The sequence below is a fragment of the Pseudoalteromonas sp. T1lg23B genome, from assembly GCF_002964665.1.
Taxonomy (GTDB): Bacteria; Pseudomonadota; Gammaproteobacteria; order Enterobacterales; family Alteromonadaceae; genus Pseudoalteromonas.
This window is the reverse complement of record NZ_PQBZ01000042.1, coordinates 172,678-198,606: the sequence shown is the minus strand read 5'-3', so window position 1 is coordinate 198,606 and position 25,929 is coordinate 172,678. Positions and strand designations below refer to the sequence as shown.

24 protein-coding genes and 2 pseudogenes are annotated in these 25,929 nt (G+C 42.7%); 22 read left to right on the top strand and 4 right to left on the bottom strand.

Going from position 1 to position 25,929, the window contains the following annotated elements; all coding sequences use genetic code 11:
• Positions 1-10: 10 nt before the first annotated feature.
• The 8 genes and pseudogenes from glgC (at position 11) to C2M32_RS17415 (ending at position 8,412) form a co-directional block, all read left to right on the top strand.
• On the top strand, positions 11-1,309 hold the full coding sequence (gene glgC / locus C2M32_RS17450; protein ID WP_105169596.1) for a glucose-1-phosphate adenylyltransferase: 1,299 nt from the start codon (positions 11-13) through the stop codon (positions 1,307-1,309).
• An 11-nt stretch (positions 1,310-1,320) separates the two neighbouring features.
• Positions 1,321-2,855: pseudogene (locus tag C2M32_RS17445) on the top strand (glycogen synthase).
• Between the two features lie 205 nt (positions 2,856-3,060).
• Entirely contained in the window at positions 3,061-4,278 is a 1,218-nt protein-coding gene (locus C2M32_RS17440) for an EAL and HDOD domain-containing protein (protein WP_105169595.1), read from the top strand.
• Positions 4,279-4,280: 2 nt separating this feature from the next.
• Positions 4,281-5,384 carry a DUF418 domain-containing protein gene (locus tag C2M32_RS17435; RefSeq protein ID WP_105169594.1) on the top strand — a complete coding sequence of 368 codons (1,104 nt, stop codon included), beginning with the start codon at positions 4,281-4,283 and terminating at the stop codon, positions 5,382-5,384.
• A 77-nt stretch (positions 5,385-5,461) separates the two neighbouring features.
• Positions 5,462-6,361: a 23S rRNA pseudouridine(2604) synthase RluF gene (rluF, locus tag C2M32_RS17430; RefSeq protein ID WP_105169593.1), complete on the top strand. Its 900-nt coding sequence runs from the start codon at positions 5,462-5,464 to the stop codon at positions 6,359-6,361.
• A gap of 8 nt (positions 6,362-6,369) precedes the next feature.
• The gene (locus C2M32_RS17425; protein WP_105169592.1) at positions 6,370-6,795 is read left to right on the top strand and encodes a VOC family protein; all 426 of its coding nucleotides are present in this window, start codon (positions 6,370-6,372) and stop codon (positions 6,793-6,795) included.
• Between the two features lie 86 nt (positions 6,796-6,881).
• Complete coding sequence (locus C2M32_RS17420; protein WP_105169591.1) at positions 6,882-7,355, top strand: peroxiredoxin; 474 nt, start codon at positions 6,882-6,884, stop codon at positions 7,353-7,355.
• A gap of 67 nt (positions 7,356-7,422) precedes the next feature.
• Positions 7,423-8,412, top strand: coding sequence for a fatty acid desaturase (locus C2M32_RS17415; RefSeq protein WP_105170131.1), 990 nt, complete (start codon positions 7,423-7,425; stop codon positions 8,410-8,412).
• A gap of 95 nt (positions 8,413-8,507) precedes the next feature.
• Here the strand turns inward: C2M32_RS17415 and C2M32_RS17410 are convergent.
• Positions 8,508-11,567, bottom strand: a pseudogene (locus C2M32_RS17410) (efflux RND transporter permease subunit).
• A 2-nt stretch (positions 11,568-11,569) separates the two neighbouring features.
• Entirely contained in the window at positions 11,570-12,649 is a 1,080-nt protein-coding gene (locus C2M32_RS17405) for an efflux RND transporter periplasmic adaptor subunit (RefSeq protein ID WP_105169590.1), read from the bottom strand.
• 107 nt (positions 12,650-12,756) lie between these two features.
• Here C2M32_RS17405 and C2M32_RS17400 point away from each other — a divergent pair, with 107 nt between their 5' ends.
• The 14 genes from C2M32_RS17400 to C2M32_RS17335 all read left to right on the top strand — a co-directional run bounded on the left by C2M32_RS17400 (position 12,757) and on the right by C2M32_RS17335 (position 23,619).
• Positions 12,757-13,656, top strand: a complete 900-nt coding sequence (locus tag C2M32_RS17400; RefSeq protein ID WP_105169589.1) for a LysR family transcriptional regulator — start codon at positions 12,757-12,759, stop codon at positions 13,654-13,656.
• Positions 13,637-13,966: an MGMT family protein gene (locus C2M32_RS17395; protein WP_105169588.1), complete on the top strand. Its 330-nt coding sequence runs from the start codon at positions 13,637-13,639 to the stop codon at positions 13,964-13,966. Before C2M32_RS17400 ends, C2M32_RS17395 begins: the two co-directional genes overlap by 20 nt.
• Before the next feature lie 58 nt (positions 13,967-14,024).
• Positions 14,025-14,600, top strand: a complete 576-nt coding sequence (locus C2M32_RS17390; protein WP_105169587.1) for an LON peptidase substrate-binding domain-containing protein — start codon at positions 14,025-14,027, stop codon at positions 14,598-14,600.
• Positions 14,601-14,717: 117 nt separating this feature from the next.
• On the top strand, positions 14,718-15,284 hold the full coding sequence (locus tag C2M32_RS17385; RefSeq protein WP_442792728.1) for a sigma-70 family RNA polymerase sigma factor: 567 nt from the start codon (positions 14,718-14,720) through the stop codon (positions 15,282-15,284).
• On the top strand, positions 15,277-15,927 hold the full coding sequence (locus tag C2M32_RS17380) for a ChrR family anti-sigma-E factor (protein WP_105169585.1): 651 nt from the start codon (positions 15,277-15,279) through the stop codon (positions 15,925-15,927). Before C2M32_RS17385 ends, C2M32_RS17380 begins: the two co-directional genes overlap by 8 nt.
• Positions 15,928-15,938: 11 nt before the next feature.
• Positions 15,939-16,895 carry a YbgA family protein gene (locus tag C2M32_RS17375; RefSeq protein ID WP_105169584.1) on the top strand — a complete coding sequence of 319 codons (957 nt, stop codon included), beginning with the start codon at positions 15,939-15,941 and terminating at the stop codon, positions 16,893-16,895.
• Positions 16,895-18,277 carry a deoxyribodipyrimidine photo-lyase gene (gene phrB / locus C2M32_RS17370; protein ID WP_105169583.1) on the top strand — a complete coding sequence of 461 codons (1,383 nt, stop codon included), beginning with the start codon at positions 16,895-16,897 and terminating at the stop codon, positions 18,275-18,277. Before C2M32_RS17375 ends, phrB begins: the two co-directional genes overlap by 1 nt.
• Before the next feature lie 2 nt (positions 18,278-18,279).
• The gene (locus C2M32_RS17365; RefSeq protein ID WP_105169582.1) at positions 18,280-18,705 is read left to right on the top strand and encodes a nuclear transport factor 2 family protein; all 426 of its coding nucleotides are present in this window, start codon (positions 18,280-18,282) and stop codon (positions 18,703-18,705) included.
• Positions 18,705-19,415 carry an SDR family NAD(P)-dependent oxidoreductase gene (locus C2M32_RS17360; protein WP_105169581.1) on the top strand — a complete coding sequence of 237 codons (711 nt, stop codon included), beginning with the start codon at positions 18,705-18,707 and terminating at the stop codon, positions 19,413-19,415. Before C2M32_RS17365 ends, C2M32_RS17360 begins: the two co-directional genes overlap by 1 nt.
• Entirely contained in the window at positions 19,412-20,665 is a 1,254-nt protein-coding gene (locus tag C2M32_RS17355) for an NAD(P)/FAD-dependent oxidoreductase (protein WP_105169580.1), read from the top strand. The genes C2M32_RS17360 and C2M32_RS17355 overlap by 4 nt, the downstream gene beginning before the upstream one ends.
• Complete coding sequence (locus C2M32_RS17350) at positions 20,662-21,396, top strand: DUF1365 domain-containing protein (RefSeq protein WP_105169579.1); 735 nt, start codon at positions 20,662-20,664, stop codon at positions 21,394-21,396. Before C2M32_RS17355 ends, C2M32_RS17350 begins: the two co-directional genes overlap by 4 nt.
• Position 21,397: 1 nt before the next feature.
• Positions 21,398-22,660: an SAM-dependent methyltransferase gene (locus C2M32_RS17345; protein ID WP_105169578.1), complete on the top strand. Its 1,263-nt coding sequence runs from the start codon at positions 21,398-21,400 to the stop codon at positions 22,658-22,660.
• Entirely contained in the window at positions 22,623-23,132 is a 510-nt protein-coding gene (locus tag C2M32_RS17340) for a DUF2878 family protein (RefSeq protein ID WP_105169577.1), read from the top strand. Before C2M32_RS17345 ends, C2M32_RS17340 begins: the two co-directional genes overlap by 38 nt.
• Positions 23,133-23,343: 211 nt before the next feature.
• Complete coding sequence (locus C2M32_RS17335; protein ID WP_070982961.1) at positions 23,344-23,619, top strand: HU family DNA-binding protein; 276 nt, start codon at positions 23,344-23,346, stop codon at positions 23,617-23,619.
• Between the two features lie 57 nt (positions 23,620-23,676).
• On the opposite strand, the gene ilvN is transcribed toward C2M32_RS17335, so the two are convergent.
• Positions 23,677-24,174 carry an acetolactate synthase small subunit gene (gene ilvN, locus C2M32_RS17330; RefSeq protein WP_105169576.1) on the bottom strand — a complete coding sequence of 166 codons (498 nt, stop codon included), beginning with the start codon at positions 24,172-24,174 and terminating at the stop codon, positions 23,677-23,679.
• Entirely contained in the window at positions 24,174-25,898 is a 1,725-nt protein-coding gene (locus C2M32_RS17325) for an acetolactate synthase 3 large subunit (RefSeq protein ID WP_105169575.1), read from the bottom strand. Before C2M32_RS17325 ends, ilvN begins: the two co-directional genes overlap by 1 nt.
• Between the last annotated feature and the right edge of the window lie 31 nt (positions 25,899-25,929).

Sequence of the window (25,929 nt, the reverse complement as noted above, 5' to 3'; positions counted from 1 at the left end):
GGAGAAAGTTATGCCCAGTTACGCAAATCGCTACATAAGTAGCTTAACCAGAGAAACTTACGCTTTAATTTTGGCGGGTGGTCGAGGGTCTCGTTTACATGAATTAACCAATTGGCGAGCAAAGCCAGCAGTATATTTTGGTGGTAAACACAGGATCATCGATTTTCCTTTATCAAATTGTATCAACTCAGGGATCAGAAGAGTGGGTATTGCCACTCAATATAAGTCCCATTCACTTATCCGCCACGTAAACCGCGCGTGGGGTCACTTTAAGAAAGAGCTGGGCGAGTCAGTGGAGATACTGCCTGCATCACAACGATATGGAGATGAATGGTATTGTGGAACAGCTGATGCCGTGTTCCAAAACATGGATATTATTCGCCATGAGCTGCCAAAATATGTGATGATTTTATCTGGCGACCACGTTTATCGTATGGACTATGGTGCATTGTTAGCTAAACATGTTGAAACAGGCGCAGATATGACGGTGTGTTGTATCGAAGTACCCTGTGAAGAAGCGGCGAATACATTCGGGGTGATGACGGTTGATGGGGATAAACGGGTGCGTCGTTTTGACGAAAAACCGGCACAACCGACATCAATCCCTGGTAAAGATGGACTTTGTTTAGCATCAATGGGTAACTATGTGTTCAATACGGAGTTTTTGTTTGAACAATTAAAGCAAGACGCCGAAAGAGAAGGCTCAGGTAGAGATTTTGGTCATGATATTATTCCAGCCATCATCGAAGAGCATAATGTATTTGCATTTCCATTTCGTGACCCGAGTTATGATGGCCAGCCATATTGGCGTGATGTGGGAACGTTGGATTCATTTTGGGAAGCCAATATGGAGTTGGTATCACCAGAGCCACAATTGGATTTATATGACCCAAGTTGGCCAATTTGGACCTATCAGGAACAGTTACCACCTGCGAAGTTTATCTTCGATGATGATGACCGCCGTGGCATGGCGGTAGACTCAACGGTTTCTGGCGGGTGTATTATATCGGGCTCTGCGGTGAAAAAGTCACTACTGTTCTCCAACGTGCATTTGCACTCGTACTGTAAAATAGAAGGGTCGGTGGTATTGCCGGGAGTTGTGATTGAGCGTAACTGTAATATTCGCAATGCAATCATAGACAGAGGATGCCATGTTCCTCAGGGATTAGAAATTGGCTTTGACCCTGATTTAGATAGAGAAAATGGCTTTAGAGTTACAAATAAAGGTATAGTGTTAGTTACAAGAGAAATGTTGCTTGCATATAATCAAAAACAGCAAAAAGCCAAACAAAAACTCCAAACTGCATAATAAGGCGTAACATGCGGGTATTAATGGTCGCGGCCGAGAATGATCGGCTGCCAAATTGTAAAGTCGGGGGCGTTGCGGATGTTATCCGTGATATCCCCTATGCCTTGAGTAATCAAGGCATTGAGGTGAATGTGGTGGTGCCTGATTATGGTCAGAGCCAGCTAAATAGACATTTTGTTGCAGATATCGCTGTGCCTTTTCGGCAACACTTAGAAACGGCAACATTGTGGCAGGTAGAGCAGCAAAATGGGGTAACACAATATGTGATTTCCCATTCCTTGTTTAGCCAACACCATGGTGAAATTTACTGTAACGATGAGGGACACCGCCCTTTTGCCACAGACGCAACTAAATTTGCTTTTTTTTGTGCTGCGGTAAGTGAGGCGATAGAACATAAGATGTTTGCACATTTAGATGTGCTTCATCTTCATGACTGGCATGCAGCCTGCGTTGCGGTGTTACAAAAGTTCAGTCCAAGGTTTGTGCATTTAAAACAACTGAAAACGGTTTACACGGTCCATAATTTGGCGCTGCAAGGGATCCGACCGTTTAACCATGATGAGTCGAGTCTAGAAGCTTGGTTTCCTACACTGAGTTACGATGGTCAGATGTTATGTGACCATCAGCACCCTCATTGCTTTAACCCGATGAGAAGCGCGATAGCGCTGGCTGACAAAGTGCATGTTGTATCACCAACTTACAGTGAAGAAGTGTTGCATACTAGTGAGCCTGATAGGGGATTTTTGGCGGTGAAGGGCTTGAACATGATATGCAAATAGCCAAACGTCATGGCAAGTTAGTGGGTATTCTCAATGGCTGTGAATACCCTGCTATGAATATTCAGGAAACGACTTTGCCTGATTACCTTGTTTTGGTTGAAGCTGAACTCTTGAAATGGATGAGTAAGCAAGCGGTAGTGCAATCAAGCCATTATATCGCCCATCAACGGTTACGCGCTTGGTCAAAATCTTCATGGCAAGGGCCTCTTATTACCAGTGTTGGGCGTTTGACGGATCAAAAAGCGCTATTACTGCGTCAGCCATTTGCAAATGCTTTAGTACTTGATGAACTTGCCAAATTAGCCGCAGCAAACTCGGGGCGTATCATCATCTTGGGTTCGGGTGACAAATATCTCGAAAGCGTGTTTACACAAGTGATGGCACGAAATGAAAACTTACTTTATTTAAGCGGTTATGGGCAAGATATTGGAGATATGCTTTATCACTTGGGCGATTTGTTTCTGATGCCCAGCTCCTTTGAGCCGTGTGGGATCAGCCAAATGCTTGCTATGAGAGCGGGACAACCATGTTTAGTTCATCAGGTAGGTGGTTTGGCCGATACGGTCAAAGACCTTGAAAACGGTTTTTCATTCTCTGGGGAAGACTTGGCTGAACAAGTATCTCAACTACTTGAAAAATTTAACTTTGCTATTAATATGTACGCTGATAATCAAACACAATACCAGCAATTGGCTAGTAACGCAGCGGCGGCGCGTTATACGTGGTTGCAAGCTGCACATGAGTATATTGACCAACTTTATCAATAGCGGCCTAGATATTTTTTGATCATTTCATGAACAAAGCAGGCCCAGAGTCTGCTTTTTGATGTACAAGTGCTATAGTTATCAAGCTAAATTTCTCAAGTATTAATAGCTTAGTTCTATATTAATTATAATTATTTAGGGTTAGAATCGAGTTTTTGATAGATAGTAAAGTGCTACATTGGAAGTGGCTACACTGAGGAGTCAACATTTGAAGGTTTTTGTTGCTCGACAAGCTATTTTCAACCGCCGTAAGCAGGTGGTGGCTTACGAGTTGTTATTTCGTGATGGAACAAGCAATAGTTTTCCTAATATTGCTGACGACGCAGCGACTGCAAAACTAATCATGGATAACCAATTGAACTTGGGGACTCGCTATCTAACCTCCGGAAAGAAGGCTCTCATTAATATCGGCCCTGACTCGCTGAATCAGGAGTTGGCGCATTTTTTACCCTGTCAGGATGTCATTTTAGAATTGTTAGAAACGGTTTCTCCCACCTCGGAGAATTATGAAAAAGTCAAAGATCTGTTCCACCAGAATTATCGTTTAGCGCTAGATGACTTTGAATACACAAAACAGTGGGAACCATTTCTAAAACTCATACGCTTGGTTAAGTTCGATATACAGCAAAACTCTTTGGACCAAATAGAAGAATTGGTCGGAGAGTTCAGACAAAGAAAAAACATGAAGCTGTTGGCCGAAAAAGTAGAAACAGAAGCCGAGTTTGAACAAGCAAAGGAAATGGGTTTTCATTTCTTTCAAGGATATTTCTTTGCTAAGCCACGTGTTATTCAACAGAACGATATTGAAATCAACCACGCCATTGTATTACTCATTTATGCTGAAGTGTTAAAGCCGCATATGAGTATCGACAAGATTGCACGCTTATTTGCTCAAGATACAGCGTTGGCCTATAAGTTACTACGTTTGATCAATTCAGGTGTGTTTCCGCTGAAAAAGCGCATAGAGTCTTTAAAACAAGCACTGGTTTATCTTGGTGATGAACGTGTGAAAAAGTTTGTTGGCTTAATCATGACAGCGCATATCGCCGAAGGTAAACCCACAGAACTGACACGTCTAAGCATTGTGCGTTCACGCTTTTGTGAACTGATAGCCAAGAGCCTCAATCCCAATATTAAAAGCATGAGTTTTCTCACAGGGTTGTTTTCATTGTTAGATGCGATTTTAGACCGACCGATGGATCAGGTTGTGTCACGTTTACCCTTTCCTGAAGAGTTGCAAGATGCATTAATGGGTAAGCATAACTTATTGTATTATATATTAAATGTTGTAAAAGCTTATGAAAGTGGTAGTTGGTGGCAACTGCAAGAAGCCTGTAGCTTGCTGAACATCAACGATCAACGCCTACCTGAGTTCCATGCAGATGCGATACGTTGGGCGGATATGTACAACGAAACCTTGTACTAATTATGAGGATAATACAGCTTGATAGGCTCAGAGGCATAGCCGTTTTAGGGTTGCTGTTTCTCAATGTATATTATTTTGCTTTGCTTGAAACTGGTTATGTTGCCTTATCGCCTGCAAATGTAAGCGATAAAATCATTGAATACATTAACATATTATTGTTAGACGGCAGGTTTCGTTCGCTATTTTGCATGTTGTTTGGTGCTGCACTGGTTATACAGTATGAAAAGAGCAAAGATGCTATAAGCCTTAAGCCAAGGCTGAAATGTCTAATAGTAATTGGACTATTACACGGCTTTTTGATTTGGCCCGGTGATATTTTGCTCAGCTATGGCCTCGCAGGGTTACTGGCATTAGGGTATTTACAGCGTAGCCAAGCAACATTGCTATTTCACGGCTTTGCCATGTTGCTGGTAAGTAGTGCGTTGTTGGTTGTATTTATGCAACTTGGTGACAGTGAAACAATTTATCGCCAAAGCAGCGAATTTCATAGCGTCATCTCACGTGCCCCCACTGACTTGATTAGCCTTATCATGCACAATGCATCGATGTTTGGCATTATGATTTTAATGTTACCTGTGCTAACAGTTTGGAACTCGCTAGGGGTGATGCTGATAGGCGTGTATTGCTATCGACAACAGGTTTTTAGTCATGGTCTGGCAAAGCCTCATCTATTTCAAGTGATTTTAGCTGTGTCTATGATGTCATTGGCAAGTGTCATACTGCTGTGTTTTGCACCAGCACAACTGTTAGCATTCAATGACGGACTTGTGTGGGTCAATGCAGTGTTTGGTGCTTTGCTCATTACCCATATCAATACATGGATATCGCCTACTTCAAAGCTAAGTCAATGGCTCAGTGCTGTTGGCAAACTCGCGCTTACCTGTTATCTAATGCAATCTTTTGTGCTGGTTAGTTATTTTACTTGGATTGCACCTGATACAAGGCTAACGTTTAATCGTGTTGATTATTTACAAGTAGCGTTGGTTGGTGTTGGTTTGCAACTTATTTTGGCGCCAATGTATTTAAAATACTTTAAACAAGGGCCATTTGAGTGGCTCCTCAGAAAGTACTCCCGCTCGACATCGAATAAGGCACAAGCCTATTAATTTTGCAGCAGAAAATTAAGCATTTTGTGCGTCAATCGTTTAAAATGCACTTTTTACTATGTATATAAGGGTTATCGGTGACGCAACTAACACGGCTAAATAAATATATCAGCGAAACGGGGTTTTGTTCGCGTCGTGAGGCTGACAAACTCATCGAAACTGGCCGAGTTAAGGTGAATGGTAATTTGCCTGAAATGGGGCTCAAAGTCAGTGATAATGATGTTATTTTAATCGATAATAAACCACTCAAAGCTAAGCCAAAAAGGGTTTATATCGCATACAATAAGCCTGTTGGTATAACCTGTACAACTGAACGTAAGATCAAGAGCAATATTGTCAGTGCTATAAATTATCCAGAGCGTATTTTTCCAATCGGTCGTTTGGATAGACCATCGGAAGGGTTAATCTTTTTGACCAACGAAGGTGATATCGTCAATAAGATCCTACGAGCTGGAAACAATCATGAGAAAGAATATGTGGTGGGCGTTGATAGACCAATCAACAAACGTTTTATTGAGCGCATGGCGGGTGGTTTGCCTATTCTGGACACAGTTACCAAAAAATGTTTTGTCGAACAAACAGGCGAGAGAACTTTTACCATTATTTTGACTCAAGGGTTAAACAGGCAGATACGTCGCATGTGCGAATATTTGGGCTATGAAGTAGTGACCCTTAAGCGCGTTCGTATCATGAATGTTAATCTAAACGGTTTAAGGCCGGGGCAATGGCGACATTTGTCTGATGCGGAAATGCGTGCAATCAATGATTCAATCTCAGATTCTGCAAAAACAGAAGAAGGATCAGTTGACCCAAACAAGCGCTTAGACAGTGGTTCAAAAGCACGAAAAGCGCCGTATGCAAACAAACCGTCCACAGCTAAAGAAAGACCTCAGCGCAATGATGCAAAACCAGCTCGAAGTCACTCTTCAAAAGCCAAACGCAAACCGGGAACCCTATCACTTAAGAAACGTCCGTAGGAATTACTATGAGGCAGGAACTGATCCACATTGCTTTGGTTGTTCGTGATTATGATGAAGCGATTGATTTTTATGTCAATAAGCTTAACTTTGAACTATTGGAAGATAGTTATCAAAGCGAGCAAAACAAACGTTGGGTCGTGATTGCGCCGCCAGGTTCGAAAGGTGCGACGATTTTACTGGCAAAAGCGACAACTGAGCAGCAAATGGAATGTATCGGTAAGCAAACTGGGGGGCGGGTATTTTTGTTTCTCTGTACCGATGATTTCTGGCGTGATCACGATAAGATGGTCAAAGAGGGGATCGAATTCATCAGACCCCCAACTGAGCAGGATTATGGCACAGTAGCGGTGTTCTGTGATCTATATGGTAATTTATGGGATCTTTTGCAACTGAAACAAGGGCATAGTGTTGCATCACGATTTCTAGATTAAGATATTAGCCCTTAGATTTACCAGTTTTTTATGACTTAATTTAACACTACACTGAGTTTTTAACACTCTCCAGAGGAACGAATAAGATGATAGAACAAGGACAAGCATTACCAAGTGCAACACTAAGTGAACTTACCACTGAAGGTATGGTAAACCATAACATACAAGAGCTTTTCGCCAACAAGAAGGTCGTTTTATTTGCGGTACCAGGCGCATTTACACCTACTTGCTCTGCTTCTCATCTTCCAGGTTTTGTCACTTTAGCTGACAAGATCAAAGCGAAAGGCGTTGATATGATTGCATGTGTATCTGTTAATGATGCATTCGTTATGAAAGCATGGGGTGAGGCACAAAACGCTGAAGAAATCCGCATGCTGGCCGATGGTGACGCCAGTTTTACCAAGTCATTAGGACTTGAAATGGATACACAAAACTTTGGTGGTGTTCGCTCAACCCGCTACGCGATGATCATTGATAACGGTGTTGTTACTCAGTTGAATGTTGAAGCGCCAAAGCAGTTTGAAGTAAGTAAAGCAGAAGCCATTTTAGAAAGTCTGTAACCTGCTATTTTTTACAGAGCTACCATTGTAGCTCTGTCCTCAATTAGACATTACCTTAAATATGACTATGCATCATCACAGTGTCAGCACTGCTATTAACACCATCGTCAGTGAAATCAAAAATGAAGAGCAAAAACTACGATCAAAATATCGCTTTTTACGTTATCAAAACCTAATTGGGCTGGGCATATTACTATTTGCCCTATCAGGTATGTTGGCTATGGCGTGGTTGTACTATGCGGGGAAAGTCAACGCGTTAGTGTGTGTGCTATGCACAGCTATTTTCGCCTCATTGTCACATGAATTGGAACATGACCTAATACACAAGCAGTACTTTCGTGCAAATAGCTTACTTCACAACGTGATGATGCTGACGGTGTGGTTCATGCGACCCAATACCATTAATCCGTGGTATCGACGAAAAATTCATATACATCATCATAAAACCTCAGGTACTAAAGAAGATTTAGAAGAGCGACTAGTGGGAAATGGGATCCGTAATCCGTTTTTAAGACTGATAGTCATTGTAGATGGTTTATTAGGACTGGTGATCTTTCGTAAAGCGTTAGCTCGTGATATTTCTAGTTTTCATTTTCTCAAGGTATTTAACGCGGGATTTCCGATTACGACTAGCTACTATATCGTATTGTATAGTGCGGTATTTTATCATGGTTTTAATCTACTAATTGGTGAAGCTTATAGCTATCCATGGTGGTTACAAGAGTATATGAATTGGGTGAATATACTGCTGGTGGTATTGGTGCTACCCAATCTACTAAGGTCTGTTAGCCTAAACTTAGTTACGTCATCAATGCATTATTATGGCGGTGTTAAAAACCTGCTGGAGCAAACACACGTAATTAACCACTGGCTTGTTTTGCCGTTTCAATTGTTTTGTTTCAACTTTGGCACAACACACACTATTCATCATTTTGTGCCAAATCAGCCTTTTTATATTCGCCAGTGGCTGAGCCCGAGAATTTTGCCAATCTTAAAAGAACATGGTGTTAGATTTAACGATTTTGAAAGTATAAGAAATGCTAATCGCTATGCTTGAAAAGTAGAGGTGTAAAGGGGATTTACAGTAAACCAAGATGAGCAATAATTAAGTTATATCGGAATTTAAGAAGGCCCTTACGGGCCTTTTTTGATTTAAGCTTTGGGCTGTTTAATACCAAACACTAAACAATACATAACGGGTAAAACAATCAGCGTTAGTATTGTAGCAAACCCTAAACCAAACATGATGGTCACGGCCATTGATTGAAAGAATACGTCAAACAACAACGGGATCATGCCTAGAATAGTGGTGATGGCTGCCATTGAAACGGGCCTTACACGGCTAACCCCAGAGTCAAAGACGGCTTGGTACGGTGCTTTACCTTGGGCAAGTTCTAGGTTTATCTGATCCATCAATACAATACCATTTTTGATGAGCATTCCGGATAAACTCAACAGTCCCAGTAAAGCCATAAAACTAAAGGGGGCGTTAAGTAAAACAAGGCCCGCAGTTACGCCGATGACAGCCAATGGCACGGTTGACCAGATGACCAGAGGTTGCTTAACTGAATTGAAAAGCAACACGGTGATCATAAACATAGCCAAGTAACCAACTGGTAGAGACCCAAAGATGGCTTTCTTTGCTTTAGAAGATGATTCGAATTCGCCGCCCCATTGCATTTCGTATCCATGAGGTAGTGCTATTGTTTCTATCTCACTGCGTACTCTGGCGAAAAGTTTGGCCGGTGTTTCGTCACCAATTACGTCATGGTCAGCCATCACGGTAATGGTGCGTTTGCGGTCTCGTCGCATAATCAATGGGTCTTCCCACATTACGTTGAACTCATCAACCACCTGAGTGATAGGCACATACACACCTAATACAGGACTGAAAATTTGCAAATCACTTAGGTTATCAACGGTCTTTCGTTCTTCATCAGTTGAGCGAGCGATAATAGGTAGCAGTTGTGTACCGTCGCGATATAGACCCACTTTGCTACCGCTGATGCTGGTCAATAGCAGTTGATCCAAGTCTGTTTTACTGATCCCCAAACGGCGTGCCTTTTGCTCGTTAAACTCGGGCCTCAGTACTTTGGTGCGCTGTCGCCAGTTGTCCTTGATGTTATATGCACCAGCATCTTTTGCCAGCACGGCCTTTGCTTGTGCAGCTAACTGCCTGAGTACAACAGGATCTGGGCCAGAGAAACGGGCCTCTATTTTGGCATCGGTAGAAGGACCTATTTCCATACGCTTAATTTTCAGTTCACCAGATATTGCGCTATGACTTTCGTACTCTCGAAGTCGGGCAATCATGGTTCTCACCGCGTCTCTATCTTGTACTCTGACGATAAGCTGTCCATATGCTGCATATTGCTTCTCGGGGGCATAGGTCAGCATAAATCTTGGTGCACCTTGGCCTATCGTTGTTGTGACTTCTGTTACCAGCGGATCTTGTTTTAAGAATGATTCAATTGTAGCGAGATTATCCGCGGTGCTACGTATGTCTGCACCTTGATAGTGCCAGTAATCCACATAAAACATGGGGGTATTCGAAGCCGGAAAGAACGATTGCTTTACTGACTTGAATCCAACAATGGCAATGCCAAGTAATATCACCATAAGGGCGATTGTCATGGCTCTGTGCTTGAGCGAGTAGGATAGCAATGCTTTGTAGACGTTAAAAATAATGCCCTTATATGGGTCATCGGCAGCATCTGACTCATTTTTCTCGCTGGTCTTAAACAGCTGATCAGCAAAAAACGGTGTAAGTGTAATGGCGGTAACCCAGCTTAGCAAAAGTGAAATCAATAATACCCAAAACAGAGAACCGGCAAATTCACCACTGGCATCGCTACTCAAGCCAATTGGCGCAAACGCAGTAATGCCGATAACCGTTGCGCCAAGTAGTGGCCATTTTGTCTGTTCTACAATGTTTACTGCCGCTTGCAGCTTGCTTTGACCACGCTTTAAGTTGATGAGTATGCCTTCGGTGACAACAATTGCGTTATCGACCAGCATTCCTAGAGCTATGATTAATGCACCAAGAGAAATTCTTTGTAAATCAATCGCAAATATCTTCATAAATATGAAAGTACCCAGCACGGTTAATAACAGCACTGCACCGATCAGTACGCCGCTCTTAACTCCCATGAACACGAGCAGTACCACGATGACAATGGCGACAGCTTCAAGTAGGCTGACGATAAACCCATCTACCGATTTCTCCACCTCGTTTGGTTGATGATAAACCGTGTTGATCTCGATGCCATGTGGGCGCTGGTATTCTAAAGATGCCAAATGCTTATTGATAGCGTTGCCGATATCAACCACATTGACTCCTGAGCTAAAAGAAACGCCTACTAATAGCGCTCTTTGTTCATTAAAGCGTGTGATATGAGAAGGGATCTCAGCATATTCTCTACTGACGTTGGCTACATCGCCCAAATAAATGAGTTCTTTAGCGCCGGGTTTAGAAATAAGTAAGTGTTCGAGCTCTTTAACATCTTGGAACTCACCTGTTGGATGTAAACGAATAGACTCATCACCGACACGGATTTTACCAGCGTTGGAAACGCTGTTTTGCGACTGTAACAGGCTAAAAATGTAAGATGGTGCAATCCCCAGTTGCGATAGTTTTTGAGTTGAAATTTCTACAATAACTTGGGCTTGTTGTTCACCTGCAACGGTTACCTTGCTGACACCATCGACTAAGACCAGTTCACGCTTGAGATAGTCTACATAATCTTTAAGTTCATCATAAGAATAGCCTTGGCCTGTCACTGCGTACATTACGCCATAGACATCTGCAAAATCATCTATCACTTTGGGTGGATAAACACCGGGTGGAAGGTTTGGTTTAAGATCGTTGATTTTTCTGCGCAACTCATCCCAAATTTGTTTGAGATCCTCTTTACGGTAAGAGCTTTTCATTTCCACAGTGATTTAAGATTTGCCTGCCGATGAAATGGAGGTTACATAATCCACATAAGGAAGTTGTTGAATCGCGTTTTCAATGACAAATGTGACTTCTTCTTCCACTTGCTGTGGAGAAGCCCCCGGGTAGACGGTAACTACCATTGCTTTTTTTAGCGTGAACTCAGGATCTTCAAGTTGCCCTAAGCCAAAGTATGAAACAATACCAGCGAGTAGCAGCAGTAAAGCAAACATCCAACTGATCACTTTGTTTTCTATGGACCATTTTGCCAGACTCATAGTTATAGCCCTCGTTCTTTGGTCCAAGGTCGTACTTTTAGACCTTCTTGAAGGTGATGTACCCCTGCGGCAACGATAATATCGCCATTGGATAGGCCTTGGGTGATCTCGATGCTTTGTTCACGCATTTTGCCGATTTTTACGGCTTGTTTGCTGATTGTTTGACTAACTTCATCATAAATCCACACATAAGCATTACCTTTAAGTGACTTGGTTTGGTCAGAAAATACAGCGGCTACAGGTACGGTTACCTGTTCAGAAGTCATTTGGGTGATCTTTGCCCGGTCAATGTAGACATGCCCAGTCATACCCGCTAAAAGGTTAAAGTCCTCGGGAATGGGTAAGGTAAACACAACCTTATAGCTCAACGTTGCAGGGTCTGCCTGTGTGTCCCATTCTTTGACTGTCAGTTGATAAGACTTATCTGGATAGCCGTCAAACACGACGGTGGGATGATAATCTAAGTCTTTGTCTACGCGAGCGACGAGTTTTTCAGGTACTTGGATCACCACATCCATCATATCGCGAGTTTCTAGTCTTAATATATTTTGTTTGGCGACGACATTTTCATAGTTTTTAACAAAGACCTTGGCTATGGTGCCGCTAAATGGTGCGCGCAGCTCACTATTTTGTAGGTTCGTTTGTGCTATTTTCAACGCAGACTCGGCCACCTGTTTATTTGCAAGAGCCTGATCATATTCAGATTTGCTAGCTATGGATTTCTTATAAAGCGAATCAATACGAGACAGTTGTGAAGAGGCTAGTTCATATTGTGCCTTACGCTGTTCAAGTTGCAGCAAAAAGTCTTCAGGGTCGAGTTTAGCGAGCAACTGGCCTTCAATGACTTCTTGACCAGCAAGTACGGGAAACTCCATCAATTCGCCATTGACTCGAAACGCCAAATAAGATCCTTGATTTGCAACAACTTCAGCGGGAAAGCTTCTAACATCTCCCTGTGTGTTAGTGGAAACCGTCACTAATTTTACTGGACGTATGGGGGCATCTTGGGTAGTAGCTACTTCTTGGTCTTGGCAGCCAGTGAGCAATAGCAGTGCCATTGCAAAGGCGGTGATTCTGTACATGTAATAACTCCATCTAACCTAGTGATAACCAAACTTGAGATGCAGAGTATAGAAAAACGATATAAAATAAAAATTATATAAAATTAGAATCTATATAAAGTTTTATTATGAAGATTTCGGATTTAGAAATATTGTATACGGTTGGTAAGACCTCCAGTTTGAGTGAAGCGGCTCAACTATTGTTTAAAACACAGCCGGCGGTGACGCAAGCACTCAAAAGGCTCGAAGAGCAGCTAGGTTTTACCCTAATCAACCGCAGTGGTTATCGAGTTACGTTAACTGAAAAAGGAAAAAGGTTCTGTGAAGAATCGTCGAAGCTTTTGGTTTTGAGAGATGATTTGCAAGTTTTAGCAAACGAATTTTCCGCGGGAAATGAAGCTAAGTTTAGTATTTGCTACGAGCCTTTGTGTTATCAGGAACAATACAATGAGGCCATTGGAGACATATTTAAGCAATTTCCTCATACTGAAATGGCCATTACCAGTGGTAAGCGATTTGTTGCCCTTGAACAGGTAAACAGTGGGGTTGCCGACATCGGGATTGGACCTTGGTTTGATTTATTTCATGCTACAGGTGACTTAGAGTCGATAGAAATCGGCGAGATCCGTTTAGGGCTAGTGGCAAAAACCGGTTTGTTACCTAGTAAAGTCAGTTACGAGGAGTTAGCGCAATACCCTTGTCTGGCTATGTTTGAGAGTGGGTTTAACTTTGACAGTGATAGACTCTCATACGCTAAAGGTGCGGGTATGATGAAACTAGATGATATTGCGTCGATTAAGTCATTTTTGCTAACCGGAACAGGGTTTGCGATGATAAGCCTAAGCCATTGTCGTGCTGAACTTGAAAGTGGTTTGCTACAACAGATTGCTGTGAGTGACAGGAAAAGCACATTTACTGCAAAAATTCATGTATTTAGGAAATTAGCTAGGCATCATGGTCCGGTGGCAAGAGCGATCTGGCAAAAATTTAAAGCGATAGGAAAACAGTATGCCCAACAGTCATATTGATGACGCGTTCAAAGAACGAGTTTACACCTTAATTGGGTCGATTCCGGCAGGCAAGGTTGCCGCTTACGGCCAATTAGCAAAGCTCGCTGGCGCGGCTAACCAATCTAGAGCAGTGGGCCGTTTGCTAAAGAATTTACCTGCGCACAGTTCATTACCTTGGTTTCGAGTTATCAACAGTCAGGGAAAAATTTCGTTTCCTGTGGCGTCTGATAAATTCATTCAGCAGCGCCAGCTCCTCGAGTCAGAAGGAGTACTGTTTATAAACGGTAAAGTTAACATGAAAAAATACCAATGGTTGGAACATAGCTGATCGTAATTGCAAAGCGTCGCGTATCTTAATACAAGTTTGAACAATCAACTGGGTAATTATGAGACGAGCCATTTTTCCTTTGCCAATATTTCTACTTCCGGGTGGATATACCAGATTAAGAATCTTTGAACCTAGATACCTTAGCATGGTCGGTGAAGCGCTTAAAAATGCACACGGTTTTGTGTTGTGTGAGTATGTCGAGCAGGCTGTTCTTAATGTACCCCAAGAAGGTGTTCTGGTTGATATCATAGATTTCTCTCAGGATGAGGGGGGGCAGCTTCTGATTGATGTATATGCAAAGCATAGAGTAGCACTGTCAGCTCCCTATCAAGATGAACAGCAACTGCGCTATGCCGATGTGACAGTGATAGAAGAAAGGGTATGGAACAGTTGCGATCTGAAAGCCAATCACTTTGTCAGTGAAATGAGCGAGATGTTAGCTGACTTATTTGCCCAACATCCACATTTAGACCAGTTATACAGAGAAAAGCATTTTCATGACCCACTTTGGGTCGCGAGTCGTTGGTTGGAATTACTGCCGATAAATATATCTGAAAAACATAAACTTCGATCTAATGGAAACTTTGAACAAGTGATTAATTTCCTCCATACTGTTTTGTATCAGACAGAGTGATCCATTAAGTGCACACCTTCGTAAAACCTAGTTATCGATAGTATGAAGAGAACTCTAACTATGGTTGACTATGCACCCAGATGCGAGACACGCGCAGTGACGGGAAATAAAACCAACATGGAACAGGCGCCAACGCAAGCCCTAACAGACGCATTGTGTAAAGTAGCTGAAAACAGAGACAAAAGAGCATTTGCTCAACTATTTCAATACTTTGCACCCAAAATAAAACGCTTCGGCATTAAGCAATTCGGTAACGAAGCTTTGGCTATGGAGCTCGTTCAAGAAACGCTGACATCAGTATGGCGCAAGGCGCATTTGTATCATCCAGACAGAGGGGCTGCAACAACCTGGGTGTACACGGTAATGCGTAACGCGTCATTTGATGCGTTGAGAAAAATGAAAAGCAATAAAGAAGAACATATTAGTGAAGAAATCTGGCCACTGTTTCAAGAACAGCAGGCGACAGATACTGAGTTTCAGGACCATCTACAAAGCAAACAAATTCAGGACCATATAAGTAAGCTTCCTTTGGCACAACAGGAAGTGGTTAAAGGCGTCTACTTTCAAGAAATGTCCCAAGAACAGTTAGCAGAGCATTTGAGTATTCCGGTTGGAACCGTCAAATCCAGATTAAGACTAGCATTACAGAAACTCCGAGCAGAAATAGGAGACAGCAATGATTAAATACCACCCAACTGAAGAGTTGTTAACCCAATTCAGTCAAGGAGCGTTGCCAGCCACACTAAGTATTGCTGTTTCTGCACATATAGAGTTGTGTGATTGTTGTCGCTCTAAGGTGGAGAGTCTAGAAAGCGCGAATGCTGATACGCTGTTTACAACGCTTGAAGATGACATTGAGCAAGACGACTTTTCCAGTTTATTCGCCCAGATCACCTCTAGTGATGACATTGATATTCCAAAAGCTTATGTGCCAAAAACGCTTGAATATCAGAATAGAACTGTTGCACTTCCTAGAGCAATTGCAAACATGAAGCGTGGTAATTTTGTTCAGTTGGGTAAGCTTTCCCGCTCACGATTACAACTGGATGATGGCGAATTGCGCGCGAGTCTACTACAAATAGGTGCAGGTGGAGAGATCCCACATCACACGCACACTGGCTTCGAACTCACACTCCTTTTAGACGGTGAATTTTCGGATGAGCGTGGCAGTTATGTGCCCGGTGATTTTATCTGGCTAGATGGCAGACACCATCACTCACCCGCTACGCAATCGGGCTGCTTGTGTTTTACCGTCGTAAACAGTGCGCTGCATTTCAATAAAGGACTGAGTAAGCTTCTAAATCCAATAGGCAATTTAATATACTAGGCAAGATAGCAATGGAAAGATCATCGTCAATAAAAATAGGAATTAGCGCCTGTTTAGCAGGTGAAAAAGTCAGATTTGATACGGGTCACAAGCGATCTAATTTTTGTATGGATGAGTTGGCTCATCATGTTGAATATGTAAAATTTTGCCCTGAGGTTGCGGTTGGTTTACCTATTCCTAGGCCTACAATCAGGCAGGTAAAAGTAGGGGATAGTATCAAAGTATGCCGTCCAGATGGCAGTGGTGATGTAGGGCCGCAACTCACGGAATATGGCAAGAAAGTGGCTACAGAGCAGGCCAAAAATTTGTCAGGGTTTGTATTTTGTGCCAAGAGTCCGAGCTGTGGCATGGAACGGGTAAAAATATATAACGAAGCGGGTACGGGTAATACTTCAGAGGGGGTCGGCTTTTTTGCTCAGCAAATTATGGCGCACAATCCGTTATTGCCCTGTGAGGAAAACGGACGTTTGAACGATCCCCATTTGCGAGAGAACTTTGTCATGCGTGTTTATGTGTTCAAGAGCTGGCAAGAGTTGGTGGAGTCCCCTGTGGGTTTACATGAACTTACCCAATTTCATGCTAAACACAAATATCTGGTGATGAGTCATAACTACGAATCTTATAGAGCGCTTGGCCGTTACTTAGCGCAGGCTGCTAGTGAGCCAATCGAACAGGTCAAAGAGAATTATATCTCTGGATTGATGAAGGCCTTATCTAGTCCAGCATCAAGGAAAAACCAGACAAACACACTGACTCATTTGCAAGGTTATTTTAAAAACGATTTGTCGAAGATTGAAAAACAGGAATTGTGTAACGCGATTGATGAATATCGTAAGGGACTAGTGCCTTTGTATGTACCGCTCACCTTACTTAAGCATCACCTTAAAGTGCATCCTAATGACTATTTGGCGCAGCAAGTGTATTTCGATCCCTACCCAAATGAACTTAAGTTGAGGTTTGGAATTTAATGGCACCGATATTTTGGTTTCGAAGAGACTTACGCTATTTCGCCAATGAGGCACTAATAGCCGCGGTTGAAAATGGTGCCACCGAGGCACTTTTTTTTGTCTGTGAAAAACAGTGGCAACAGCATGATAGCGCAGCGATTCAGATTGATTTGCTCAAGCGCCGCGTGGCTTGGTTGGGTGAAAGGCTCTGTGAGTATGGAATACACTTACATGTAAAAACTGTCGATACCTTTGCCCAGATACCACAGGAATTGAAGGCGTTTTGTGATGAGCAAAACACTACTTTGGTCTATGCCAATGCTGAATATGAAGTTAATGAACGCGAACGCGACAAACAGTGTCAGGCTCAAAATATAGAATTGACGCTGTTTGATGGTGATTTGGTTGCGCCACCACACAGTGTAAAAACACAAGGTGGCGAAATGTTTAAAGTTTTTACTCCGTTCAAAAAAGCGTGGTTAAAACAACATGAACAGACACACTTTTATATACCTAGTTGGCCGAAAAGTAAAAACAACGAAAGCGTATCATGGTCCATGCCTGACTGTTTGCAAAGTGATGGCAGTTCAGAGAAGTGGCCGGTGGATGACGATAGTATTGCTCACATAGCAAACTACTTTATTGAACATAAGTGTGCGAAGTATCAGGCACAAAGAGATATTCCGAGTGTGAAAGGCACATCGGGATTGAGCCCATATCTGGCATTGGGAATGGTGAGTGTCAAACAACTGTTGGCGCAGTTGCAGCTCTTTTACCCTGATATATTACATACAACTAATCGAGCTGAATTTTGCTGGGTGAATGAGCTGATTTGGCGTGAGTTCTATCGCCATTTGATCATTAGCTTTCCGCGCTTGTGTCGTCATAGGAACTTTAATGAAAAGTACGACATGGTCAATTGGCGTCAGGATGAACAACAATTTAAGGCGTGGTGTGAAGGAAAAACAGGTTATCCGATTGTTGATGCGGCTATGCGCCAGCTTAACCAAACCGGTTGGATGCATAACCGATTACGTATGATAGTGGCGAGCTTCCTCACTAAGCATTTGCTAATTGATTGGCGCCGTGGTGAAAAGTACTTTATGACACATTTGATCGATGGTGATCTAGCAAGTAACAATGGCGGTTGGCAGTGGGCGGCGAGTACAGGGTGTGATGCGCAACCTTATTTTAGAATATTTAACCCACTAACACAGAGTGAAAAGTTTGATCCACAAGGGGATTTCATTCGTAAGTATGTACCAGAGCTGCACGATGTGCCGGATAAGTATATTCATTTTCCACACGACTATTTGGCGCTCAAGCAATGCTCTGATTATGTTGCACCCATTGTTGATCATAAGGAAGCCAGAGCGAGGGCACTGGCAGCATTTAAGGTTTAGACATGCATACGGTAACCGCGCGTTTTATTGACATGTACCAGCAGCTAAATAAAGACAATTTGTCGGAGCTGAAGCAGGTATATCATGACGAAGTTCACTTTGTTGACCCTCTGCATGAGTTGCAAGGGTTGGACAAACTTGAAGACTATTTCTGTGCAATGTACGCAAATGTAAGCTCGATAGAGTTTCAAATATTAGAGACGTTTGATGTGAGTGATAACGGGTTTGTGTATTGGAACATGAGATTCGCCCATAAACATCTGAATCAAGGTAAAGATATTTGGGTTAAAGGTCATAGCCATTTGCGGTTTTGTGACAATAAAGTCATTTATCATCGCGACTACTTTGACGCAGCAGCAATGCTTTACAGGCAGATCCCCGTTCTCAAGCATATGATTAGAATCATCGATAATAGGGTCTCAAGCTAATGAAACGGGTGCTTATTACTGGAGCCACATCAGGTATCGGCAGAGGGTTGGCAGAGCATTATGCTAAGCAAGGTTTGGTATACGCGTGTGGTCGCAATGAACAGGTGTTAGATGAGCTTGGACAATGCGACAATATCAATCCACTTCAACTCGATGTGACGCAACCTGAGTCTATTCGGTCCGCTTGTGAGGTAGTTGAAAGCCTCGACATACTTATTCTCAATGCAGGTAATTGTGAATATATAGACGATGCCAGACATTTCGATGGGGCGTTGTTCAAACGAGTGATAGAGGTGAATTTACTATCATTGGGCTACTGCCTAGAAGTGCTGTTACCCAAAGTTAATGCTGGTGGTCAGTTGGTGATAGTCAGTTCTAGTGCCGCGTTTTTGCCGTTGCCTAGGGCGCAAGCTTACGGTGCATCTAAAGCAGCAGCGACCTATTTAGCACAGTCCCTCGCTGTTGATTTAACAGATGTCGACGTCAGTGTTGTGCATCCAGGGTTTGTCAAAACGCCACTGACAGCTAAAAACGATTTTCCAATGCCCATGGCCGTTTCTGTGGAACAAGCAACCAAAGCGATTACCGATGGTATTAGTAAACGCCGCAAAGATATCCATTTTCCAAAAAGGTTTACCCTAATTCTCAAACTGTTACAGCTATTACCTAGTAACGTATGGCTGTGTTTATCGAAAGGAATAAAACGTTGAAAAAGATAGCAGTGATCGGTTCTGGCATTTCAGGTATGACAGCGGCTTATTTACTGAATAAGCAGTACAATGTAACGGTATTCGAGAAAAATGACTATATTGGCGGCCACACCGCCACGGTGGATGTAGAGCTTGAAGGTAAGCACTATGCAGTCGATACTGGGTTCATTGTTTTTAACGACAGAACCTATCCCAACTTCGAAAAGCTGCTTGCGCAACTGAACGTCGAGCGCCAACCAACGCAGATGAGCTTTAGTGTGAAAAATACGCAAACTGGCTTTGAATATAATGGTCATACGTTTGCTACTTTGTTCGCGCAAAAACGCAATGTTTTTCGACCCAAGTTTTGGCGTTTGCTGTATGACATTGTGAGATTCAATAAACTGTGTAAAGGCATCCACAAAAGCGCTGATTATGCTCCCTTTAGCACTTTGGGTGAGTTGTTGAAATTACATGGGTTTAATGAATTTTTTCAACGCCATTACATCCTTCCCATGGGCGCAGCGATTTGGTCAACTAGCATCAAAGAGATGGCTCAGTTCGAAGTCGAGTTCTTTGTGAAATTCTTTTACAACCATGGATTATTGGATATAGCTAACCGCCCTCAGTGGTACGTTATTCCGGGCGGCTCTCGTGAGTATATTGCACCATTAGTGGCTGAGTTTAAGGATAAAATTTATCTAAAAGCTGACATTAGTGCGGTGACACGAAACGAAGCAGGGGTTGAGATAAACATGCGAAATGGTGAGATCCACCATTTCGATAAAGTTGTTTTTGCATGCCATTCAGACCAAGCATTAGCGTTATTAGCAGATGCCAGTGAAGATGAGTTGGCAGTACTGGGTGCAATTCCTTACACGGAAAACTCTGTGGTGCTACATACTGATGACAGCTTATTACCTGTGAGAAAAGCTGCGTGGGCCAGTTGGAACTATTTATTAGATAAACAGACGGACAAGGCCGCTGTCGTTACGTATCAAATGAATATTCTACAATCAATACAAAGCCCAAAACCGTTTTGCGTTACGCTCAATTATGATCAGGGAATCGACGAGTCTAAGGTACTTCGGCGTTTTACTTATCATCATCCGGTATTTAATCGAAAGAGCATTGCGGCGCAAAAGCGTAAGCCACAAATTGATGGCAAGCGACATAGCTATTTTTGCGGAGCCTATTGGTTTAATGGTTTTCATGAAGATGGTGTGCGTAGTGCTGTGGATGTAGCGAAGCAACTCGGTGTTGAATTTTGAAACAAGTTTTAAACAGTGGCCTGTTTATCGGTGATATTAAGCACACCAGACACACGCCTGTTGAGCATAAGTTTAATTATCCGTTATATATGGCGTGGATAGACTTAGATGAAATTGAGCTGCTAAATGACATCCACCCGTGGCTCGGGACATCGGGCAGAAAATTGTTGAAGTTCAATCAAGGAGATTATTTAACTGGATACTCGGGCTCACTTAAAGAACGCGCGCTTGAAGCAAGCATATTGCTTGGCGAAGGGGGGGATTGCCAGAAGGTAATGCTGTTGTGCCAGTTACGGTGTCTCGGTGTGTATTTTAGTCCAGTGAACTTTTTCTTTTTTCAAAACAGCCAAGGTGAGTTCACACACATGGTAGCGGAAGTGAGTAACACGCCTTGGAATGAACGACACTGTTATGCGGTTAAATTAAACCAAAAAGTGAACTTTAAGAAAGCTTTTCACGTATCTCCTTTTATGGATTTAAACATGGACTATCATTGGAATGTGAAAATTCAAAATGATAGGGCATTGATCCATATAGAAAACAAGCGAGAGCAACAGTTACTTTTCGAAGCAACCTTGCGGTTGAAGAAGCAAGCATTGGTTCGTAGAAATATAACTGCTTTGTTGAAGCGTTTTCCTGTGATGACATTGTCGATTTTCAAGAGTATTTATTGGCAAGCTTTAAAGTTGTTTCTAAAAAAAGTGCCCTTTGTGGGACACCCGGGACGTTAAAATGGAAAATACCACTGTAATTCAAAGACAAATTTCCCTCTCCTGGATAGATAAAATCTATCGTAGGCTGGTTTTTTCAGCATTTGAAAGCATTCAAACTGGTCATTTAACAGTAATAATGGGAGAGCGGGCTTACGAATTTGGAACCGCAGGCAGCGACCTTCAATGCACTGTTACCATCGTTGACCCTGCGATGTTTAAGCTTTTTGCGCTGGGGGGCAGCGTTGGCGCTGCTGAAGCCTATATTGAAGGATACTGGCGCTGTTCAAATTTAACGACTTTGATAGAGATATTCGCGCAAAACCAATCACAGCTCGATGCGTTTGAGAAAAAATTTGCGTTTATCACTGGCTTTGTAAATAACTTGCGCCACCTACGCAATAAAAATTCAAAGCAAGGTGCAAAGAAAAATATCGTTGCTCACTATGACCTTGGCAATGATCTTTACCGCTCATTTTTAAGTGAAGAAATGCTTTATTCGAGCGCTATCTATCCTAGTAAGACCAGCACTCTTGGTCAGGCTCAGCAACACAAACTAGAAACCATATGCAAGCAGCTTGACCTGCAACCAGGAGAACGAGTGATTGAAATAGGCACAGGGTGGGGCGCCTTCGCTATTTTTGCGGCACAAAAATATGGTTGTCATGTTACGACGACGACTATCTCTGAGGAACAATTTGCATATGTTTCACAAAGAATTAGTGAGTTAGGGTTAGAAAACAATATTACGTTACTCAAGCAAGACTACCGAGATTTGCAGGGTTGTTTTGACAAGCTTGTGTCTATTGAAATGATAGAAGCAGTGGGCCATGATTATCTATCAGGCTTCTTTGCGAAGTGTAACGCGTTGCTCAAGGAAGATGGGGCCATGTTGATCCAAGCGATCACCATTGCCTGCCAGAGATATGAGCACTACTTAAAGCAATCAGATTTTATCCAGCAGTATATTTTCCCAGGAGGGTGTCTAGTCTCTATAACAGAACTGAACAAGCAAATATGCGCAAATACTAATATGGTGGTTCATAGTGTCAGTGATATTGGCTTGCACTATGCAAGAACATTAAATGACTGGTACAGCCGCTTTAAGCATGCTTGGCCAACTTTAGATCATAGCAAATTTGATCAGCGTTTTTATCGGCTGTGGGAGTTCTACCTTTGCTACTGTGAAGGTGCTTTTAAACAACGTGCAACGAGTACGGTACATCTTGTTGCGAGGAAGCCAAATTATGTTTCGTCACAATGCCTTAGCGCGCTTGATTACTAACTTTATACTTTTTCAGGCGTGTTGGTTCTTGGCATTTTTTTATCAAGGACAAGCATTGGTGATGATGCTGGTTGTTTGCCTTTTGCTGCTCCTGACACTAACAAATAAAGTCAGGCAAATTTATTTGCTGTTACTGTGCTTGCCTTTAGGGGTTGCGTTAGAGCTGGTTGCTGTTTATTCAGGTTTGATAATACATCCACATCAGATGCTCCCACTGTGGTTGGTCGTACTTTGGGGCGCACTAATTCTAACGTTTGACAGCTCGTTAAAAGCACTGCTGACACTACCATGGAAACTTGGTGCTGTGATTCTGGGCGGTTTGGCTCCTTTGAGTTACGTTTTTGCAAGTAACTTTGGCGTGTTTGAGATTGGTGTGCCCTTATATCGATTCTACCCGACATTTGGCGCACTTTGGCTCGTTTGTACCTTATTTATAATCATCATTTATGATTGGTTATTTGCGAAAAGTTAATTTATCACGCATAAGGTATTGCGTAATTTGATTGCGCTTGCTAGTTTGTAAAAGTTTAGTGAGATTTGTGCTAAATGCGCTATGAAAGCGCGCCATTGCTGGCCTTTAACAATTTTTAGTTAAATTTTTCAGGAAATGGTTGCACATCTGACTAAAATGCATAAACATAGGTTTTGCTTAGGCAAAATGTTCAATGAATAGGAATCTAATAATGAATAAAGCTCAACTAGTTGAAAAGATGGCAGCAGACGCTGAAATTTCTAAAGCAGCGGCGGCGCGTGCGTTAGAAGCATTTACTGGTGCCGTAACCAATTCTTTAAAAGAAGGTGATTCAGTTGCACTGGTTGGTTTTGGTACATTCTCAGTGAAAGAGCGTGCGGCACGTACTGGCCGTAACCCACAAACAGGTGCTGAAATCCAAATCGCTGCGGCAAATATTCCAAGCTTTAAAGCGGGTAAAGGTCTTAAAGACCAAGTTAACCCTTAATAAGGTTAAAAGTTAATGTAACAAAGGGACCACATGGTCCCTTTGTTTTCTCTAAAGTTAGCCCTTCAGCGCTTTGTCGCCACGGCCAATACCTACAGCACCAGAACGAACCAGTTCTATAATATCGCTCTCATGTCTGAGCATGTCTAAAAACGCCTCTAGTCGCTCAGCATTACTTAACAGTTGTAGGGTATAGCTCTGTTTGCCCATGTCTATGATAGAACCTTGGAAAACATCTGCAATACGTGTAACAGCCGCTCTGGTAGCTTCGTCTTTGGCGAATACTTTGACCAGCAATAACTCTCTCTCAATGTGTGGCACTTCCGTCAGGTCAATAATCTTCAGTACATCCACAAGCTTGTTAACTTGTTTAGTGATTTGCTCGACCACTCTGTCATCACCGTGCGTTGTAATGGTGATACGTGACAAAGTATGGTCGGCCGTCGTACCAACGGTTAAGCTGTCGATATTGTAGGCACGTTGGGAAAATAGCCCTACAATGCGTGATAAAGAACCTGGCTCATTTTCTAATAAGATACTTAGTATTCTACGCATTACGCTTTTACTCCTTTTTTAAGCCACATCTCATCAACTGCACCCAGTTTAATTTGCATCGGGTATACGTGCTCTTTTTCATCTACACGAATATCTAAAAACACTAATCGATCTGTGATAGCAAAAGCTTTTTCTAGTGCTTCGTCCAACTCGCTTGGATGGTCAACGCGGATCCCAATGTGGCCATAGCTTTGAGCAAGTGCCACAAAGTCTGGTAATGACTCCATATAAGAACTAGAGTGTCGGCCGCCATACATCATATCTTGCCATTGTCTCACCATACCTAAAGAGCGGTTGTTCAGAGATACGATTTTTACTGCTAAGCCGTACTGTAAACAGGTGGATAGTTCTTGGATATTCATCTGTATAGAGCCATCGCCCGTTACGCAAACAACGTGTTGATCTGGAAAAGCTAACTTAACCCCCATGGCTGCAGGTAGACCAAATCCCATGGTGCCAAGTCCACCTGAATTGATCCATTGGCGAGGCTTTTTGAATGGATAATATTGAGCGGCAAACATTTGATGTTGGCCTACATCTGAACTGATATATGCGTCGCCTTGAGTGATTTCATAGACTTTTTCTATAACGGTTTGTGGTTTGATTACATCAACACCTAAGTCATAGGACAAGCACTTTTGTTCACGCCATTGGGTGATCTGTTGCCACCACTCTTCTTGAGCACTGCGATCGATACGGCTTGGGCTCTTATCGATAGCAGCTTGTAGCTGCTCTAGTACGGATGCCAGACAACCAACAACGGGGATATGAGCTTTTATCGTCTTAGAAATGGAGGTTGGGTCAACATCAACGTGTACTATAGTTGCTTCTGGACAAAACTTCTTCACGTTATTTGTCACACGGTCGTCAAAGCGAGCGCCTAGCGCTAGTATGACATCAGCATTGGCCATCGCTTTGTTTGCTTCAAGGTTGCCGTGCATGCCAAGCATACCTATGAAATTCGGGTGAGTACCACTAATACCGCCTAATCCCATCAGAGTATTAGTGATAGGTGCATTAAGCGTTTCCACCAACTCCGTTAGCTGCGCTGAGGTATTTGATAATACGATGCCACCACCAGAGTAAATCACGAGTCGTTTAGCGCTTAAAATGGCTTCTACGGCTTTTTTGATTTGCTTGGAGTGACCCTTTACGCTTGGGTTATAAGTTCTCATCTCAATGCTCTGGGGCATCGTATAGTTGAATTTTTGTAATGGATTTAAGATGTCTTTAGGTAGTTCTACCACAACAGGGCCTGGACGCCCAGTACTGGCAAGATAAAACGCTTTGGCCAATACCGTTGGGATCTGCTCGGCATCACGACAATTAAAGCTATGTTTAACAATAGGTCTTGAGCATCCTACGATGTCGGTTTCTTGAAACGCATCGTCACCGATCAGATTGGAAGGCACTTGGCCCGATAGAACCACCATAGGAATTGAATCCATGTAAGCGGTGGCAATACCGGTTACGCAGTTGGTCGCTCCTGGTCCTGAGGTTGCCAGTACAACACCAACCTTTCCCGTAGCTCTGGCATAGCCGTCGGCCATATGTGTTGCTGCTTGCTCATGACGTACTAGAATATGTTCGATGTCGCTTTGCTGAAAAAGCGCATCATACAAATCCAAAACCGAGCCACCGGGATACCCAAATATATATTCAACCTTAAGTGCTGCGAGTGCTTTTACAACGAGCTCGGAGCCATTGTATTGCTCTGTTTTCATCCTCATTCCTCAGTTTTTAGCTGTAACTGTT

Bases quoted from the DNA above. Each gene is read 5' to 3' on its own strand.
- C2M32_RS17395 (WP_105169588.1), top strand. From the start codon at position 13,637: ATGCCCAACAGTCATATTGATGACGCGTTCAAAGAACGAGTTTACACC.
- C2M32_RS17385 (WP_442792728.1), top strand. From the start codon at position 14,718: ATGGAACAGGCGCCAACGCAAGCCCTAACAGACGCATTGTGTAAAGTA.
- C2M32_RS17380 (WP_105169585.1), top strand. From the start codon at position 15,277: ATGATTAAATACCACCCAACTGAAGAGTTGTTAACCCAATTCAGTCAA.
- phrB (WP_105169583.1), top strand. From the start codon at position 16,895: ATGGCACCGATATTTTGGTTTCGAAGAGACTTACGCTATTTCGCCAAT.
- C2M32_RS17360 (WP_105169581.1), top strand. From the start codon at position 18,705: ATGAAACGGGTGCTTATTACTGGAGCCACATCAGGTATCGGCAGAGGG.
- C2M32_RS17325 (WP_105169575.1), bottom strand. From the start codon at position 25,898: ATGAAAACAGAGCAATACAATGGCTCCGAGCTCGTTGTAAAAGCACTC.
- C2M32_RS17400 (WP_105169589.1), top strand. From the start codon at position 12,757: ATGAAGATTTCGGATTTAGAAATATTGTATACGGTTGGTAAGACCTCC.
- C2M32_RS17420 (WP_105169591.1), top strand. From the start codon at position 6,882: ATGATAGAACAAGGACAAGCATTACCAAGTGCAACACTAAGTGAACTT.
- C2M32_RS17415 (WP_105170131.1), top strand. From the start codon at position 7,423: ATGCATCATCACAGTGTCAGCACTGCTATTAACACCATCGTCAGTGAA.
- ilvN (WP_105169576.1), bottom strand. From the start codon at position 24,174: ATGCGTAGAATACTAAGTATCTTATTAGAAAATGAGCCAGGTTCTTTA.
- C2M32_RS17335 (WP_070982961.1), top strand. From the start codon at position 23,344: ATGAATAAAGCTCAACTAGTTGAAAAGATGGCAGCAGACGCTGAAATT.
- C2M32_RS17405 (WP_105169590.1), bottom strand. From the start codon at position 12,649: ATGTACAGAATCACCGCCTTTGCAATGGCACTGCTATTGCTCACTGGC.
- C2M32_RS17375 (WP_105169584.1), top strand. From the start codon at position 15,939: ATGGAAAGATCATCGTCAATAAAAATAGGAATTAGCGCCTGTTTAGCA.
- C2M32_RS17435 (WP_105169594.1), top strand. From the start codon at position 4,281: ATGAGGATAATACAGCTTGATAGGCTCAGAGGCATAGCCGTTTTAGGG.
- C2M32_RS17340 (WP_105169577.1), top strand. From the start codon at position 22,623: ATGTTTCGTCACAATGCCTTAGCGCGCTTGATTACTAACTTTATACTT.
- C2M32_RS17345 (WP_105169578.1), top strand. From the start codon at position 21,398: ATGGAAAATACCACTGTAATTCAAAGACAAATTTCCCTCTCCTGGATA.
- C2M32_RS17425 (WP_105169592.1), top strand. From the start codon at position 6,370: ATGAGGCAGGAACTGATCCACATTGCTTTGGTTGTTCGTGATTATGAT.
- glgC (WP_105169596.1), top strand. From the start codon at position 11: ATGCCCAGTTACGCAAATCGCTACATAAGTAGCTTAACCAGAGAAACT.
- C2M32_RS17365 (WP_105169582.1), top strand. From the start codon at position 18,280: ATGCATACGGTAACCGCGCGTTTTATTGACATGTACCAGCAGCTAAAT.
- C2M32_RS17390 (WP_105169587.1), top strand. From the start codon at position 14,025: ATGAGACGAGCCATTTTTCCTTTGCCAATATTTCTACTTCCGGGTGGA.